Source organism: Caballeronia sp. PC1, assembly GCF_021353155.1.
Lineage (GTDB): Bacteria > Pseudomonadota > Gammaproteobacteria > Burkholderiales > Burkholderiaceae > Caballeronia > Caballeronia cordobensis.
The window spans coordinates 1447641-1462703 of record NZ_JAJUBH010000002.1 but is presented as its reverse complement, the minus strand read 5'-3'; the positions used below and the strand labels follow the sequence as shown (position 1 = coordinate 1462703).

At 63.8% G+C, this 15063-nt stretch carries 13 protein-coding genes; 6 read left to right on the top strand and 7 right to left on the bottom strand.

Going from position 1 to position 15063, the window contains the following annotated elements; genetic code table 11:
• Positions 1–21: 21 nt before the first annotated feature.
• From accD to LY284_RS22720, 6 genes are all read left to right on the top strand, one after another.
• Positions 22–894, top strand: coding sequence for an acetyl-CoA carboxylase, carboxyltransferase subunit beta (accD, locus tag LY284_RS22745; protein ID WP_045455166.1), 873 nt, complete (start codon positions 22–24; stop codon positions 892–894).
• 76 nt (positions 895–970) lie between these two features.
• Positions 971–2281 (top strand): bifunctional tetrahydrofolate synthase/dihydrofolate synthase, encoded by a 1311-nt coding sequence (folC, locus tag LY284_RS22740; RefSeq protein WP_233388050.1) that lies wholly within the window; start codon positions 971–973, stop codon positions 2279–2281.
• A 42-nt stretch (positions 2282–2323) separates the two neighbouring features.
• On the top strand, positions 2324–3193 hold the full coding sequence (locus LY284_RS22735) for an SPOR domain-containing protein (protein ID WP_233388049.1): 870 nt from the start codon (positions 2324–2326) through the stop codon (positions 3191–3193).
• Positions 3194–3202: 9 nt separating this feature from the next.
• The gene (locus LY284_RS22730; protein ID WP_053569406.1) at positions 3203–3736 is read left to right on the top strand and encodes a CvpA family protein; all 534 of its coding nucleotides are present in this window, start codon (positions 3203–3205) and stop codon (positions 3734–3736) included.
• 142 nt (positions 3737–3878) lie between these two features.
• Complete coding sequence (purF, locus tag LY284_RS22725; RefSeq protein WP_045455157.1) at positions 3879–5426, top strand: amidophosphoribosyltransferase; 1548 nt, start codon at positions 3879–3881, stop codon at positions 5424–5426.
• A 79-nt stretch (positions 5427–5505) separates the two neighbouring features.
• On the top strand, positions 5506–6696 hold the full coding sequence (locus LY284_RS22720) for an O-succinylhomoserine sulfhydrylase (protein WP_233388048.1): 1191 nt from the start codon (positions 5506–5508) through the stop codon (positions 6694–6696).
• Here the strand turns inward: LY284_RS22720 and LY284_RS22715 are convergent.
• From LY284_RS22715 to LY284_RS22685, 7 genes are all read right to left on the bottom strand, one after another.
• The gene (locus LY284_RS22715; RefSeq protein ID WP_233388047.1) at positions 6686–7450 is read right to left on the bottom strand and encodes an AraC family transcriptional regulator; all 765 of its coding nucleotides are present in this window, start codon (positions 7448–7450) and stop codon (positions 6686–6688) included. The genes LY284_RS22720 and LY284_RS22715 overlap by 11 nt on opposite strands.
• A gap of 11 nt (positions 7451–7461) precedes the next feature.
• The gene (locus tag LY284_RS22710; RefSeq protein ID WP_035502329.1) at positions 7462–7803 is read right to left on the bottom strand and encodes an FKBP-type peptidyl-prolyl cis-trans isomerase; all 342 of its coding nucleotides are present in this window, start codon (positions 7801–7803) and stop codon (positions 7462–7464) included.
• 79 nt (positions 7804–7882) lie between these two features.
• The gene (locus tag LY284_RS22705; protein WP_233388046.1) at positions 7883–9295 is read right to left on the bottom strand and encodes a hypothetical protein; all 1413 of its coding nucleotides are present in this window, start codon (positions 9293–9295) and stop codon (positions 7883–7885) included.
• Between the two features lie 107 nt (positions 9296–9402).
• Complete coding sequence (locus LY284_RS22700; protein ID WP_143281696.1) at positions 9403–9633, bottom strand: hypothetical protein; 231 nt, start codon at positions 9631–9633, stop codon at positions 9403–9405.
• A gap of 246 nt (positions 9634–9879) precedes the next feature.
• On the bottom strand, positions 9880–12231 hold the full coding sequence (locus LY284_RS22695) for a polysaccharide biosynthesis tyrosine autokinase (protein ID WP_233388045.1): 2352 nt from the start codon (positions 12229–12231) through the stop codon (positions 9880–9882).
• Between the two features lie 498 nt (positions 12232–12729).
• A complete protein-coding gene (locus tag LY284_RS22690; protein WP_014251402.1) occupies positions 12730–13818 on the bottom strand; it encodes a glycosyl hydrolase in 1089 nt (362 codons plus the stop codon).
• A gap of 30 nt (positions 13819–13848) precedes the next feature.
• The gene (locus tag LY284_RS22685) at positions 13849–15051 is read right to left on the bottom strand and encodes a glycosyltransferase (RefSeq protein WP_050878525.1); all 1203 of its coding nucleotides are present in this window, start codon (positions 15049–15051) and stop codon (positions 13849–13851) included.
• Positions 15052–15063: the final 12 nt, after the last annotated feature.

The window sequence follows — 15063 nt, the reverse complement described above, 5'->3', positions numbered from 1 at the left end:
CCGATCAGTCAAGGAAAAACGATGAGCTGGCTCGATAAACTGCTGCCGCCCAAGATCAAGCAAACGGATCCCAAAAGCCGCAAGGGCATTCCCGAAGGGCTGTGGGTGAAGTGCCCGTCGTGCGAGGCGGTGCTGTATCGCAACGACGTCGAGGCGAACCTGCACGTTTGCCCGAAGTGCAGCCATCACATGCGCATCGGCGCGCGCGAGCGGCTCGACCGTCTGCTCGATCCGGAAGGCCGCTATGAAATCGGCCAGGAAGTCGTGCCGGTCGATGCGCTCAAGTTCAAGGACAGCCGCAAGTATCCCGATCGCATCAAGGAAGCGATGGAGGACACCGATGAGACCGACGCGATGGTCGTCATGGGCGGCGCGATCCATACCCTTCCGTGCGTGGTCGCGTGCTTCGAATTCGCGTTCATGGGCGGCTCGATGGGCTCGGTCGTCGGCGAGCGCTTCGTGCGCGGCGCGCGCAATGCGCTGGAGCAGAACGTGCCGTTCATCTGCTTCACGGCGTCGGGCGGCGCGCGCATGCAGGAAAGCCTGCTTTCGCTGATGCAGATGGCCAAGACCACGGCGCTTCTGACCAAGCTGTCGGATGCGAAGCTGCCGTTCATCTCTGTTCTCACCGATCCCACGATGGGCGGCGTTTCCGCGAGCTTCGCCTTCCTGGGCGACGTCGTGATCGCCGAGCCGAAAGCGCTGATCGGCTTTGCGGGTCCGCGCGTGATCGAGCAGACCGTGCGCGAAAAGCTGCCCGAGGGTTTCCAACGCGCCGAATTCCTCATGACGAAGGGCGCGATCGACATGATCGTGGATCGCCGCAAGATGCGCGAAGAACTTGCCCAGTTGATGGCCCTGATGACGCGGCAGCCTGCCGATTCCGTCGCCTGAGCCGCCGGTACGCCAGCGCCGCGCCGCGCGTGAACCCTGGGTTCCGCGCGGCGTTTTCGCTTTCTCGATCTCGAAAATGAACACTTTCCCCACTCTCGACGCCTGGCTTGCCCATCTGGAAGCGGCGCACCCGGTCGGCATCGACATGGGCCTGACGCGCATCGGCCGCGTGAAGGACGCGCTGGGGCTGCGCTTCGATTGCCCGGTCATCACGGTCGGCGGCACGAACGGCAAGGGCTCGACCTGCGCGATCATCGAAACGATTCTGCTGCGCGCGGGTTATCGCGTCGGCTGCCATACGTCGCCGCATTTGCTCGCGTTCAACGAGCGCGCGCGCATCGACGGCGCCGAGGCCACCGACGCCGAGCTGCTCGAACATTTCGAGGCCGTGGAGAAGGCGCGCGTGAGCCTCGCGGAGCTGGTGTCGCTGACGTATTTCGAATTCACCACGCTCGCGATCCTGCATCTTTTCGCCTCGCGCGGACTCGATGCGGTCATTCTCGAAGTGGGGCTCGGCGGCCGGCTCGACGCCGTGAACATCGTCGATACGGATTGCGCGGTGATTACGAGCATCGACATCGACCATACGGACTATCTCGGCGACACGCGCGAGAAGATCGGCTTCGAGAAGGCGGGCATCTTCCGGGCGGGCAAGCCCGCGGTTTGCGGCGATCCATCCGCGCCGCAGAGCCTGATCGACCATGCCGGGGCGATTGGCGCGGATCTGTGGCTCGTCGGGCGCGACTTCCGCTACGAGGCGCAGCCGGGCAACGAACGCCAGCAATGGAGCTATATCGGGCGTGAACAGCGGCGCTCGGCGCTGGCGTATCCGGCGCTGCGCGGCGCAAATCAGCTCATCAATACGTCGGCGGCGCTGGCGGCGCTAGAAGCGCTGCGCGATCGTCTGCCGGTGTCGGCGCAGGACATTCGCCTTGGGTTGGCGAACGTCGAACTGGCCGGGCGGTTTCAGGTGCTTCCAGGCAAGCCGCAGATCATTCTCGACGTCGCGCACAATCCGCACGCTGCCGCCGTGTTGTCGCAAAATCTCGGCAACATGGGCTATTTTCCGTACACTTACGCGGTGTTTGGCGCGATGGGCGACAAAGACATCGAAGGCGTCGTCGCGCATCTGAAGAGCGAGATCGACCACTGGAACGTCACCGCGCTGCCGACGCCGCGCGCGGCGTCCGCGGAGCAACTCGAACACGCATTGCGCGAAGCCGGTGTCAACGACGGCCCCGACAGCAGCGTTTCCCGCTTTGAAACGCTCGCGGCGGCATTTCAAGATGCGCTGAGCCGGGCCTCCGAAAATGATAGAATTTTGGTTTTCGGCAGTTTCTACACGGTAGCCGGCGTCATGGCCTACCGTCGCATGCAGCATAACTAGGCAGCATCACCAAGACGGTCGTCCGTCAGCATCAAGCGATACATGGGACTCTTTTCGTTCGGCAACAAAGACGACTCCGGTCGCGACGCACAATCCGATTCCCCGCGCGGCTCGCGTCATACCGTCCGCACGGAACGGCGCACGCGCAGGACGGACCGTAGCGAGCGCACCTCCGCCGACGCCATGATGCTCGATCCCACGCTTCCCGAGAAACAGCGCGCGCGGCGCAGGCTCGTCGGCGCGATCGCGCTGGTGCTGGCCGCCGTCATCGTCTTGCCGATGGTGCTGGATTCGCGCCCGAAGCCCGTCACCGACGACATTTCCATCGACATCCCCAATCGTCCGGCGCCCGCCGCGAAGCAGTCGCGCGATGCGACCGACGCGGACTCGCAGGCCGGCGTCGCGCATGAAGCGCCCGCCGCCGCGTCCGGCAGTGTCGCCGCAGGCGTGACGCAACCGCAGCCCGCGGCGCCCGCCGCCACGGCGCAGGCCAAGCCGGAAGCCAGCGAAGCGCCCAAGCCCGAAGCGAAGCCTCAAGCGTCGAAGCCCGCCGCCGTCGCGAGCCAGAACGCGAAGCCGCAGGCCGCGCAGCCGCCTGCGGACGAGTCCAGCGCGAACGCGAACGCCGCGGCGAATGCGGCCGCGGGCGCGGCGAACACGCCGTCGTCGCCGGCCGGCAGCCGCTTCGTGCTGCAAATCGGCCAGTTCGACGATGAAACCGCCGCGCAGAATTGGGTCAACAAGTTGAAGTCCGCGGGTGTGCCCGCATATCTCGAACATCGCAAGCAGTCCGACGGCGGCACCAAATCGCTTTTGCGCGCGGGTCCGTTCCCGGATCGCGCGTCGGCGCAGGCGGCGCTCGCGAAGGTGCGCCAGGCCGGTCTCGGCGGCGGCACACGAGCATCGAACTAAGCAGACTCGATGTTCACCGCTTTCGACTATGCCGTGATGGCCGTGATCGGCTTGTCCGCGCTGCGCGGCATGTGGCGCGGCCTGCTGGCCGAAGCGTTCGGTCTCGTCGGCTGGGTCGCCGCGATTCTGATCGCCGGGCGGTTTGTCGGGCTCGTCGTGCCCTATATTCCGGCAACGTGGCCGGGCGGGGCGCTCACGCAGTGGCTGGTGGCGTTTCTGCTGGTCGTCGCGGCAGTGCTGCTGGTGTCGAGCGTGCTGTCGTCGCTTTTGACGCGCATCACGGAAGTAACCGGCCTGCGGGGCGTGGACCGTTCGCTGGGCTTGCTGTTCGGCCTCGTGAGAGGCGCTATATTGGTAGTGATACTGGTCGCCCTGGCTGGCTTGACCGAACTGCCGGAAAAGGATTTTTGGCGCAATGCGCTGCTGCGGCCGATGGCCGAGCAAGGCGTGCGCGAACTGAAATCGCTGCTCCCCGATACGCTCGCCGCGTACGTGCACGTCGCTCCTCAATCGAGCGTCCTGGCGCCAGACGCCGCACAATAGACGAACGGCCGGCTACACGAGGAACCCGCGACGGCTCGAAAGCGTTTCGACCCGGCCGCCTTACGGCCGATTTTCGAGAAAGCGCCCTCCGGAGCCGGGCAACGCCTTGTCTACCCGTTTCGACTCTTTGAAGGACCATGCCATGTGCGGCATCGTAGGTGTAGTTTCCCAAAGTCCCGTCAATCAGCTGATCTATGACAGCCTCCTTCTGCTCCAGCATCGCGGGCAGGACGCGGCGGGCATCGCCACGGCGGACGGCAACAACTTCCACATGCACAAGGCCAACGGCATGGTGCGCGACGTGTTCCGCACGCGCAACATGCGCAGCCTGCCGGGCAACGTCGGCATCGGCCAGGTGCGTTACCCGACCGCCGGTTCGGCGTCGAGCGAGGAAGAAGCGCAGCCGTTCTACGTGAACGCGCCGTTCGGCATCATCCTGGCGCATAACGGCAACCTCACGAACTGGATGCAGCTGAAGGACGAGATGTTCCGCATCGACCGCCGGCACATCAACACCGCGTCCGACACGGAAGTGCTGCTCAACGTGTTCGCGCACGAACTGCAGCTCGCGAGCTCGGGCCTGCAGCTCGACGCCGCCGCGCTGTGGAAGGCGGTCGCGGGCGTGCATCGCCGCGTGAAAGGCTCGTACGCGATCGTTTCGCTGATCGCGGGCTACGGGCTCGTCGCGTTCCGCGACCCGTTCGGCATTCGCCCGCTGGTGCTCGGCAAGCTGGAAACGGCGACGGGCGTCGAGTGGATGGTCGCGTCGGAATCGGTGGCGATCGAAGGTATCGGCTTCGAATTCGTGCGCGATGTCGAGCCGGGCGAAGCGATTTTCATCGACGCCGAAGGCAATCTGCACAGCCATCAATGCGCCGAGAAGCCGGAACTCAATCCGTGCATTTTCGAGCTCGTGTATCTCGCGCGCCCGGATTCGTGCCTCGACGGCGTGCCGGTCTACAACGCGCGTCTGCGCATGGGCGACTATCTCGCCGAGAAGATCAAGCGCGTGCTGCCGGACGTGCCGATCGACGTCGTGATGCCGATTCCCGACTCGTCGCGCCCCGCCGCGATGCAGGTGGCCGCGAAGCTCGGCGTGGAGTATCGCGAAGGCTTCTTCAAGAACCGTTACGTGGGCCGTACCTTCATCATGCCGGGCCAGGCGGTGCGCAAGAAATCGGTGCGCCAGAAACTGAACGCGATGGGCATCGAGTTCAAGGGCAAGAACGTGCTGATCGTCGACGACTCCATCGTGCGCGGCACGACCTCGCATGAAATCGTGCAGATGGCCCGCGATGCCGGCGCGAGCAAGGTGATTTTCGCGTCCGCCGCGCCGCCGGTGAAGTTCCCGAACGTGTACGGCATCGACATGCCGACGCGCGGCGAACTCGTCGCGCATGGCCGCAGCGACGACGAAGTGGCGCGCATGATCGGCGCGGACTATCTCGTCTATCAGGACGTGGAAGACCTGAAGAGCGCCATCCGCGACATCAATCCGAACCTGCGCGGATTCGAGGCTTCGTGCTTCGACGGCAACTACATCACCGGCGACGTGACGACCGATTATCTCGATCGCATCGAGTCCGCGCGCCTCGCGCCGCAGTCGCAGTCGGATCGCGATGCGGCGAGCGAAGCGCTGGAAGGCGGTGTCTCGCGCTCGCAGTTGCATTTGCAGCTATCGGTCGAGTAAAGCGCCGATATCGCTACAGGCCCGCTTCGTCTGCAAGGACCAAGCGGGCTTTTTTGTATCCGCGAAGAGGGGAGATGACATGAACGATAACTTCAACTTCGATACGCTCGCCGTGCGCGCCGGCACCTTGCGCAGCGAATTCAATGAGCACGCCGAAGCATTGTTTCTGACGTCGAGCTTCTGCTTCTCGAGCGCGGCCGAAGCCGCCGAGCGCTTCAAGAACGCGGAAGAAGCGTACACATATTCGCGCTTCACCAATCCGACGGTCACGATGTTCCAGAACCGTCTTGCCGCGCTCGAAGGCGGCGAGGCCTGCATGGCGACGGCATCGGGCATGTCGGCGATCCTCTCGGTCGTGATGGCGTCGATGCAGCAGGGCGATCACATCGTCAGTTCGAAAAGCCTGTTCGGCTCGACCATCGGCATGTTCACGCAGATCTTCCCGAAGTTCGGCATCACGGCGACCTTCGTCGATCCGACCCGGCCCGACGAATGGCAGGCTGCCGTGAAGCCCGAGACGAAGATGTTCTTCCTGGAAACGCCGTCGAACCCGCTGACGGAGATCGCCGATATCGAAGCGATCGGCCGCATCGCCAAGCAGAACGGCGCGCTGTTCGTGGTCGATAACTGCTTCTGCAGTCCCGCGTTGCAGCAGCCTCTGAAACTCGGCGCGGATGTCGTGATGCATTCGGCGACGAAGTTTCTCGACGGTCAGGGCCGCGTGCTCGGCGGCGCGCTCGTCGGCACGAAGCGCTTCATCATGGAGACGGTGTTTCCGTTTGTGCGCAGCGCCGGGCCGACGATGTCCGCGTTCAACGCCTGGGTGCTGTTGAAGGGCATGGAGACGCTCGCGCTGCGCGTCGAGAAGCAGTCGGCGAATGCGCTCGAGATTGCGCGCTGGCTCGAAGCGCATCCCGCGGTGAATCGCGTGTTCTATCCGGGGCTCGAATCGCATCCGCAGCACGTCATCGCGATGAAGCAGCAGAAAGCGGGCGGCGCGATCGTTTCGTTCGAGCTGAAGGGCGAGACGCAGGACGCGCAACGCGCGAATGCGTGGCGCGTGATCGACGGCACGAAGCTCTGCTCGATCACCGGCAATCTCGGCGACACGCGCACGACAATCACGCATCCCGCGACGACGACGCATGGCCGCCTCACGCCCGACGTGCGCGAAGCGGCGGGCATACGCGAAGGCTTGATCCGTCTTGCCGTGGGCCTGGAAGATCCCGCGGACATTCGCGCCGATCTTGCGCGCGGACTCAACGCCTAACGCCGCCGTTGCGCCATTGCCCCGGCGAGATGCCGAAGCGCTTCGAGAACGCGTGAGTGAATGCGCTTTGATCGGCGAAGCCGACATCGAGCGCGATATCGGTGAGGGTTGCGCGCGGATCGGCGAGCAGGGTGAGCGCGGCGTCGAGCCGCAAGCGATGCAGATAGCGATGCGGCGTCTCGCCGAACGCCTCGTTGAAAAGCTGATGAAAGCGCCGCATGCCGAAGCCGCAATGCGCGGCGAGATCGGCGATACGCAGCGGTTCCGCTAAATGCAGACGCAGCCATCGGTCGATGCGCGCGAAGTCGAGACCGCGCATCGCGTCGACGGCATCGTCCGTGTCGTGCATCAGCGCGCCGCACAGATGCGCGGCGGCCTGCCATGCGAAGCGATGCGCGAGGCGCGGGTCTTCGGCATGGGCGCGCCTCGCGACATCGGCGACGAGCTGCGTGACACGCGGATCGATATCGATGGCCCGCGCGCGCTCGAAGTACCGCAGCGGCACCGCGACGGACGCCGCGGGCAGATCGAGCACGAGCTGGCGATTGTCGCCGTCGGCCCAGTAGTCGTGACGCGCGCCCGCCGGAATGATCCACGCGCCGCGGCAATCGATGCGCGCGCCGTGGCCTTCGACGGCCATCTCCATCGACCCGTCGAGGCCGAGCACGATCTGATGATAGTCGTGCACGTCCGACGCTTCGCACCGTTCATAACGGCGCAGCGACACGGCGGGACGATGAAGCGGGGCGTCCATGCAGGCAGGGCTCAGACGTCGAGCAGTTCCACTTCGAACACGAGCGTGGCGTTCGGCGGAATCACGCCGCCCGCGCCGCGCGCGCCATAGCCGAGTTGCGGCGGAATCGTGAGACGGCGCACGCCGCCCACCTTCATGCCCTGGACGCCTTCGTCCCAGCCCTTGATGACCATGCCGCCGCCGAGCACGAACGCGAACGGGTCGTTGCGGTCCTTGCTCGAATCGAACTTCTGGCCGTCCGTGAGCCAGCCCGTGTAATGCACGCTGACGGTTTTGCCCGCGACGGCTTCGGCGCCCTCGCCAACGGTGACGTCTTCGTATTTGAGACCGGAATCGGTCGTGACAATCGACATGGTTGCTCCCTGGTTGATCGAAACCGACATTGTAGAACGATGCAGGGAAGCGGGCGGCGCGAGCGGCGCCGGGCCGACTCTACAGATGACGCCCGCGCGGACCGAAGCGCGAGCCGATGCGCGCTCCGATTTCCGGCCGCACGTGCCTGCCGATCGCCGTGCCGATCGATGCGCCGTCCTGCGATTCCTGCATCGCGGCGGCGGCGGCCTTGTCGCCGACCTGCACTTTCGCGAGCTTCAGCGCGCGCACGCGCACGTAGGCCATCGCGACGAGCGTCCACGGCGCGAGATACGCGAACTCGGGCACGGAGACCATCATCATCGTCCAGGTCGCGACGCAGCACTGGCGCAGCGCCATGCCACGCGGGTCCCAGTCGAGCTTGAACGCGGGAAAGAGCATCAATGCGCTGATGAACACCGTGCCGACCACGCCGACATTGACGAGCAGGGTCGAGAAGAGATCGGTCGAGCGGACATAGCCGAAGCCGATGCCGAAGAGCTGGTTGAGCGGCGCGGCATTGAACCATAGCCGCATCGATTCGACGAACAGCAGCATGCGGTCGGACCCCGACTCGGTCTTCTGTTCGAGCTTGTCCATCACCATCTGCTTGAAGAGATCGGCGATGTAATCCTGCAGCAGATACGCGAGCACGCACAGCACGAAGAGACTGATCAGCGCCTTGACCGGGTTGATGCCAAGCTTGCGCATGCGGATGAGCGAGTACACCGCATAGCCGATCAGCACCGTCGAAGACGTGCTCATGATGAGCGAGATCCCGATGACCCACACGGGCCACCGCAGGCGCGAAGTCGCGTTGAAGTAAATCCAGAACGGGAAGATGGACATCGCGTACATCGAGGGCTCGCCCGTGAGCGCCTTCAGGCGCTGGATCGGAAAGCCCTTGATATCGATCTGCTGGAACGAGCTGCCGTTCACCGTGCCGTCCGAGCGTACGATGCCCTTGCCGAACTGGTCGCCGAACGCGCGGTTCGAGATGAAGTCGCCGGGTTGTCCCGTCACGATATAGAAGACCACTTCGTACATGCCGTACAGCGCGAACAGCGTGACGGCCGCGAGCAGCCATTGATCCCACGTCGGCTTGTAGTACTGGACCACGTAAGCCACATAGAGCACGACCGCCGCGACGTAGAGCGACTGCGTAAACAGCGTCCTGCGCAGGATGAAGGTGAACGGATCCTTATCGTCGACGAGCACGATCTTGCTGAAGTCCGGCTCGAAGGGCGCCATGATGTCGGCGATCTGCGAGGTGCAGAACATGATCAGCCACACGACGATCGCCGCGAGCAGGAAATGCATCCAGTTCTTGCGCGCGCGGCCGCCGAACAGCAGCACGAGCGGCACGGAGAGAAAGCACATCAGATAGCCGATCGTCGTGCCCTGAATCGATGGCATGACGAGAAACGACGTCACCGGCATCGCGAAGGCCCAGATTCTGAAGTAGAGGTCGGTCAGCGCCGCTTTTTCTTTCATCGTCGAAGGTGGAATGCGCCTGGTTCGAACCAGGCTAGCTGTTGTAATCGGTATGGGCCGGAGCCAGGACGTCGGCGCTTATCGTGCTTCACCGCTGCATCGCGGGTTCAGCGCGAAATGAACGTGCGCGCGTCGAATCCCGGCTCGCCGAGATAGACGTAGCCGCCGATCGCGAGCAACGCGAGCACGACAACCACGACCGCCCGCACGGGCGTGCGCGCCAGCTTCCTCGCGCGCCGATGGGCGCAATGCGGACACACGGAGCAGTCCGCCGCGAGCTGTCTGCGACAGCGCGGGCATTGCACGAGCCGATGCCTGTAGGAAAAACGTCCGCTCATATGCGTCTCTTTCCCGATCCGGTTGCGGCGCGCAGCGCGCCGAAGCCCCGTGTCCATCCTGGCGAACAAGACGTTCCGGAGGATGGCTCGTGTTCCTGAAGTCGTTTGACATCCGGATCGCGCGGACGTTTCCCGCAGCGGATGGATGCATGGCGACCGATACCGGCGTTACAACGTTGAGCGCCGCGTGACAGGCACGCGGCGCGATTCATCGAAACAATGGCGCGCGTTGCCGCGCGCGCGATCTCAGCTCATCGACTTGAACGTGCTCGTATAGGCCGCGGCATAGCCATAACTGCGGCGATTGCTCGGGCGTCGCGGAATCGCGTTGAAGACCGAGCCGACGAGCCTGCCGCCCGCGCGCTGCACCTTCTTCACGGTTTCTTCGATCTCTTCCTCGCTCTGGATGCCCGAACGCAGCACGAGCACCGTCGAGCCGGCATCGCTTGCGACGATCGCCGCGTCGGTCACGACGAGGAACGGCGGCGTGTCGAGCAGGACCAGATCGAACTGGTCGCTCATGCGCGCGAGCATGTTGCGAAAGCCCGGCATCATCAGCAGTTCGGACGGATTCTCCGGATACGCGCCGCACGAGATGAACGAGAGCCCCGGCACGCCGACATAGCGGATCGCATCGCCGAGCGCCATTTCGCCCTTCAGCACTTCCGAGAGACCGCCCGGATTCGATTGCTTGAAAAACGATGCAATGTGGCCGCGCCGCATGTCGCCGTCGATCAGCAGCACGCGCAGGCCGATTTCGGCGAGCAGCACCGACAGATTCGCCGCGACGAAGCTCTTGCCCGCCGACGGAATCGGGCCCGTCAGCATCACGATATTGTTCGGCGCATTGGCGAGATCGCGATACAGCTCCGTGCGCACCGCGCGCAGCGCTTCGATCGCCGGATCGTGCGGGTAGCGGGTCGCGAGCACACGGGCATCGCGGTCGGTGTCGGCGACGTGCGGCATCGCGAAGGCATCGTGCTCCGGCAACTCGATGTGAGGCAGCGCTCTTGGCGGTCCGCCGTCCTGCGTGCCGGAGTAGGTGAGCGGCGCATGTTCCACCGGCGACACGGCAATCTCGTGATCGAGCATCGCCTGCTGGCGGCTATACAGCACTTCGCCGAGCACGGGCACCGAGAGACGGCGCTCGACGAACATCGGATCGGTGACGCCGATCATCGCGTGACGGCGCAGGAAGATGAAGAACGTGCCGATGAAAAAGCCGAGGCCCGTCCCCGCGACGATCACGAGCGACTTGTTCGGCTTAACCGGGCGATACGGGCGCAGCGCGTTATCGACGATATGCGCGCCGCCGCTCGTGCTCGCACGGCGCACGGAGAGTTCCTGCGCCTTGTTCACCATGCCCATGTAGATGGTTTCCGCGACGCGCGCGTCACGGGTGAGCGTCGCGTTCTGACGTTCGGATTGCGGCATGCTGTCAAAGCGCTGCTGAATCTGCTTGTTCGACGCTTCGAGTTCGGCAATCTGCTGGTCGAGATTGACCACTTGCGGGCTGCTCGGCTGGAAGCGCTGCAGGGCTTGCGTGCGTTGCAGCTTGAGCGTCGCGAGTTGCTGCATCGACACGATGCTGCCTTGCAGATAAGCCTGCGCTTCGGGAATCGGTTGCACCGACTGCGACTTCGCGCGGAACGTGCTCAGGTTGCCTTCGGCCACCTTGAGGTCGTGTTCGAGGCGCGGCAATTCTCCGCGAATGAATTCGAGCGTCTTCGTGTCGTTCGCCTGACGCGCCTGCACTGCGGCGCTCAGATACGCCTGGCCGAGCGCGTTCGCGACGTCGGCGGTAAGCGCGGGATCGTCGGCGTTGAAAGTGATCTGCACGACGCCCGTATCTTTCGCGGACTCGGCCACCTTCATCGTCTTCTTCATGAGCGCGATGGCGTCGAGCGTGTTGAGGCGCGTCACGTCGAAACGCACGCCCGGATGGCCGATCGCGCTATTCACGAGAATCGATACGCCGTTCGCCGTCGCCGGGCGGCCGATCGTGCCGCGCAGAATGGTCTCGCCGTCGGGATCGCGCAACTCGTACTGATGGTTCTCCAGCAGCACGAGATCGAGCTTCTGGTCTTCGAGCGCGGGCGGCACGTCGAGCCGGCCGATCTGCAGTTCCTCGCCGCCCCATCCATACGAATCGAGGCCGAACCACGCGGGCGCGAGATGCCCTTTCTTCGCGAACAGTTCGGCGATCTGGCCGAGCACGGGGAAGGTCTTGGGCTTGGACTTGATGTCGAAATGAAACTGCTTGACCACGGGTTCGAGCACCGAGCGGCTTTGCATCACGGAGATTTCCGCGGGTGCGAGCTGATTGACCGTGGGTAGCGACTGCTGCATCTGCATCTGGTTTTGCGGCGCGATGCCGAGCGCGTTCGGATCGGGTGGATCCACGCGCACGACCACGTCCGACGAATAAATGGGCTTGGCAAGAAATGCATAGGCGGTCGCAAGCGCGGCCGCGATTCCTATGAACAGGAAGAGCATGCCAAGGTGATCGCGCAGGAGCCTGAGCATGTCGCTCGCGGTGAATTCACCGTCGTCCTTGCCTGGGCGCGAAGATCCGTTGTTCACATAGAGGGTGTTCAAAGGCGCCGTCCTCAGTTCGATAAATTGAGCGTTGTGTCCGGGCTGCGATAAAAGCAGAGTGCCCGCGCGGCATGTCCGCGCTACGTCTCACGTGTTGTTGATGCGGCGCATGGCCGGCGGAGCTTCCAGACTAAAGACGCGAGAGGCTTTCGAAAAACGAGCGAAGCGTACGATGCTTCGAGGTCGCAAGACGGAGCGCGTCGGCTCGTCGGAGTGCGATCCTTGCCTGAAGCACACTCCGTGCCTCGGAACCGCGTCTAATGGATTCGGCGGATGAAACTCGCGAATCCCGTTCGAGTCGCTTGTCATCAAACGATACGACACGCCTGGAAAAAATAGCGTCAAACCTATCTTCCGGTCGCGAAGTGCTCGCGTCTGTTAAGTACCGAACGTTCAACGACCGAAAGGCGCGGGCATACCACTTGCGCGGCCCTCTTTTCGCGCGATAATCATCGGTTTCGCAGCCGTTGTTTTCGTCGTACCAATTCAATTGTGTTTTTAGGGCATCGGGTTCGCCTTGATGAAATCGCGCACCGTGTTGAAGCGTGACTTGCGCGTTTTGCCGTCGTCGTGAATCACGCCGTAGTTGCCGTCGCCGCCATAGCGCTGGTCGTCGTAGAGTTCGTACAACGTCACGTTCTGAATGTTGTAAGTCTTCGCCAGCGAGACGAATCCCTTCAACGCTTCCTTGCCCACGAGATAGCCCGCCGGGTCCGCATGATTCGGCCGCACGCCGTATTCCGTGATCCAGATGGGCTTGCCATAGCTGTCGCGCAGGCGTTCGAGCACGTTGACCTTCTTGTCGCCCGCCGCGGTGATCGGGCCCATGTTCGAATACCAGTGCCACGCGGTGATGTCCCATTGCGGTATCGGATGACCCTTCGTGCCATCGGGCTGCGTACCGGCGTACAGCATGTCCGTGAAACCGTAATGAAGCCAACTGAACGATGTCAGCAGGATCTTCGCGTCGGGATTCGCTTCGCGTATGCCCTTGATGAGGCCGAGGATCGAGCCGCGCGCTTTCATGAACATCGCGTTGTCGTAGTCCTTCGGATGCTCGCCGCTGCGGTCCGAGCCGAGTATGGTCCAGTTGTCGTATTCGTTGCCCACCTGATAGTACGTAACGAGGCCTTTGAGAACGCGCCCCGCGGTCTTGCCGAGCGCATAGCCGCGCTCGAACGTTTCCTGTTCGCTCGCGCGCTTCTGCGGCTCGAAGGGCGTGACGAGCGCCAGCACGCCAATGCACTGCCTGGCCGCCGCGCGCGCGAAATCCGCGACCATGTGCGCGCTTTCCTCATTCGATACATCCTGCGCGTACATCGTGACACCGAGGTCTCGCAGCTGTGAAATCTGCAAGTCGTAGTCGCTCATGCGATACGCGCCGCGATGCTCCAGATGCCCCGCAATCCCGTAGAAGACGCCGGTCGCGCCCTTGTCGCAGGCGATCTTCGGCGCCGCATCCGCTTTCGATGAAGCGGACGAACGGCTGCTGTGATACGCGTCGGGCGTGCCGCTGCGCGCGAAGATCAGGACAGATGCGCACAGCAGCGCACCAAAGACTGATACCGCGGCCAACATGGTTCGCATCGATGTTCGGCCTCGTGATGATGCGCGCGGCTATTTGGCCAGCACGTCGGAATGTTGATGTGTCGCGCCCGCACCCGCGCCGCGCGCGCCGCCTGCGCCGCCCGGATGCAGCAGAACGTTTTGCGCCTGCGCGTCGAACACTTCGCGCGAGAAACGCCTTCTGAACTCGCCCGCCAGCCCGGCGAGCGGCAGATCGCGCGCCGCGAAGATGCGCTCGACGAATGCATCGTGGTCGTTCGCGGGAAACAGCAGGGCGTCGGGCAGATACGAATCGAGCCCCGACACGCGCGACACCACGATCGGCCGTTGCGCAAGCACAGCTTCGATCATGACGAGCGGCACGCCTTCATACGCGGAAGGCAGCACGAGCGCGTCGCTCGCGACGATGTAGGGCAGCACGTCCTTCTTCGGACCGACCAGGCGCACGCACGCGGACAGTGTCGGGCTCGCGTCGATCATCGCTTGCAGGCGCGCTTCATCCGGACCTTCGCCGACGATCAGCACGAGCGTACGTGCGAATGCATCCGCGTGACGTTCGATCGCGTGCATCAGGAAATCCTGACGCTTCTGCTGAAAGTTCAGCCGCCCGATATGCGCGACGATCGTGGTGCCGTCGTCGGGCAGGCCGAGCGCGGCGCGCGCTGCGTCCTTCGTGAGCGTGGAGCGGCTGAAGCGATCGTCGACGTAGTTCTCGAGGATCATCGCGCGCGCGTTGGGCGCGAGCTGGCTCAGCTTGCCGCACAGATGATCGTTCAGCGTCACGTATTCATGCGGCACGCGATACAGCGCGCGCTTGACGAGCCATTTGATTTTCGCGCCGCGGCTTGCGTTCACCGGCGCTTCATCGACGAGCGGCAGATAGCTCACCGTGCGCGTGCGCGCCTGACGTCCGGCGAGCAGGCCCGCGATGCCCGAGACGATCGTGCCTTGCGCGATCAGCAGCTTGTTCAGGCGCAACCCGCGCAATGTCGCTGCGGTCGCGCGGGCCTTGCGCAGCAGCGTAAAGACATTGCCGTGTATCGATTCGGCCGTATAGGAAAGACCGATCGTGCCGACTTTCGGATGCGCGCGCGCCAGATCGCTCACATAACGATACAGCGGCTCGTTCGCCGTCGGCACGAGGATATGCAAAGCCTCGACATGCGCGCACTCGACGAGCGCGAGCATGAAGCGCTTAAGCATTTCTTCGTGACCGCCGTTGATACCCGAGTCGCAGTAGATTCCCAACTTCACCAATTTCCCCCT

Excerpts from the sequence above, each read along its gene's own strand:
- accD (WP_045455166.1), top strand. The coding sequence starts at position 22 with ATGAGCTGGCTCGATAAACTGCTGCCGCCCAAGATCAAGCAAACGGAT.
- folC (WP_233388050.1), top strand. The coding sequence starts at position 971 with ATGAACACTTTCCCCACTCTCGACGCCTGGCTTGCCCATCTGGAAGCG.
- LY284_RS22735 (WP_233388049.1), top strand. The coding sequence starts at position 2,324 with ATGGGACTCTTTTCGTTCGGCAACAAAGACGACTCCGGTCGCGACGCA.
- LY284_RS22730 (WP_053569406.1), top strand. The coding sequence starts at position 3,203 with ATGTTCACCGCTTTCGACTATGCCGTGATGGCCGTGATCGGCTTGTCC.
- purF (WP_045455157.1), top strand. The coding sequence starts at position 3,879 with ATGTGCGGCATCGTAGGTGTAGTTTCCCAAAGTCCCGTCAATCAGCTG.
- LY284_RS22720 (WP_233388048.1), top strand. The coding sequence starts at position 5,506 with ATGAACGATAACTTCAACTTCGATACGCTCGCCGTGCGCGCCGGCACC.
- LY284_RS22715 (WP_233388047.1), bottom strand. The coding sequence starts at position 7,450 with ATGGACGCCCCGCTTCATCGTCCCGCCGTGTCGCTGCGCCGTTATGAA.
- LY284_RS22710 (WP_035502329.1), bottom strand. The coding sequence starts at position 7,803 with ATGTCGATTGTCACGACCGATTCCGGTCTCAAATACGAAGACGTCACC.
- LY284_RS22705 (WP_233388046.1), bottom strand. The coding sequence starts at position 9,295 with ATGAAAGAAAAAGCGGCGCTGACCGACCTCTACTTCAGAATCTGGGCC.
- LY284_RS22700 (WP_143281696.1), bottom strand. The coding sequence starts at position 9,633 with ATGAGCGGACGTTTTTCCTACAGGCATCGGCTCGTGCAATGCCCGCGC.
- LY284_RS22690 (WP_014251402.1), bottom strand. The coding sequence starts at position 13,818 with ATGCGAACCATGTTGGCCGCGGTATCAGTCTTTGGTGCGCTGCTGTGC.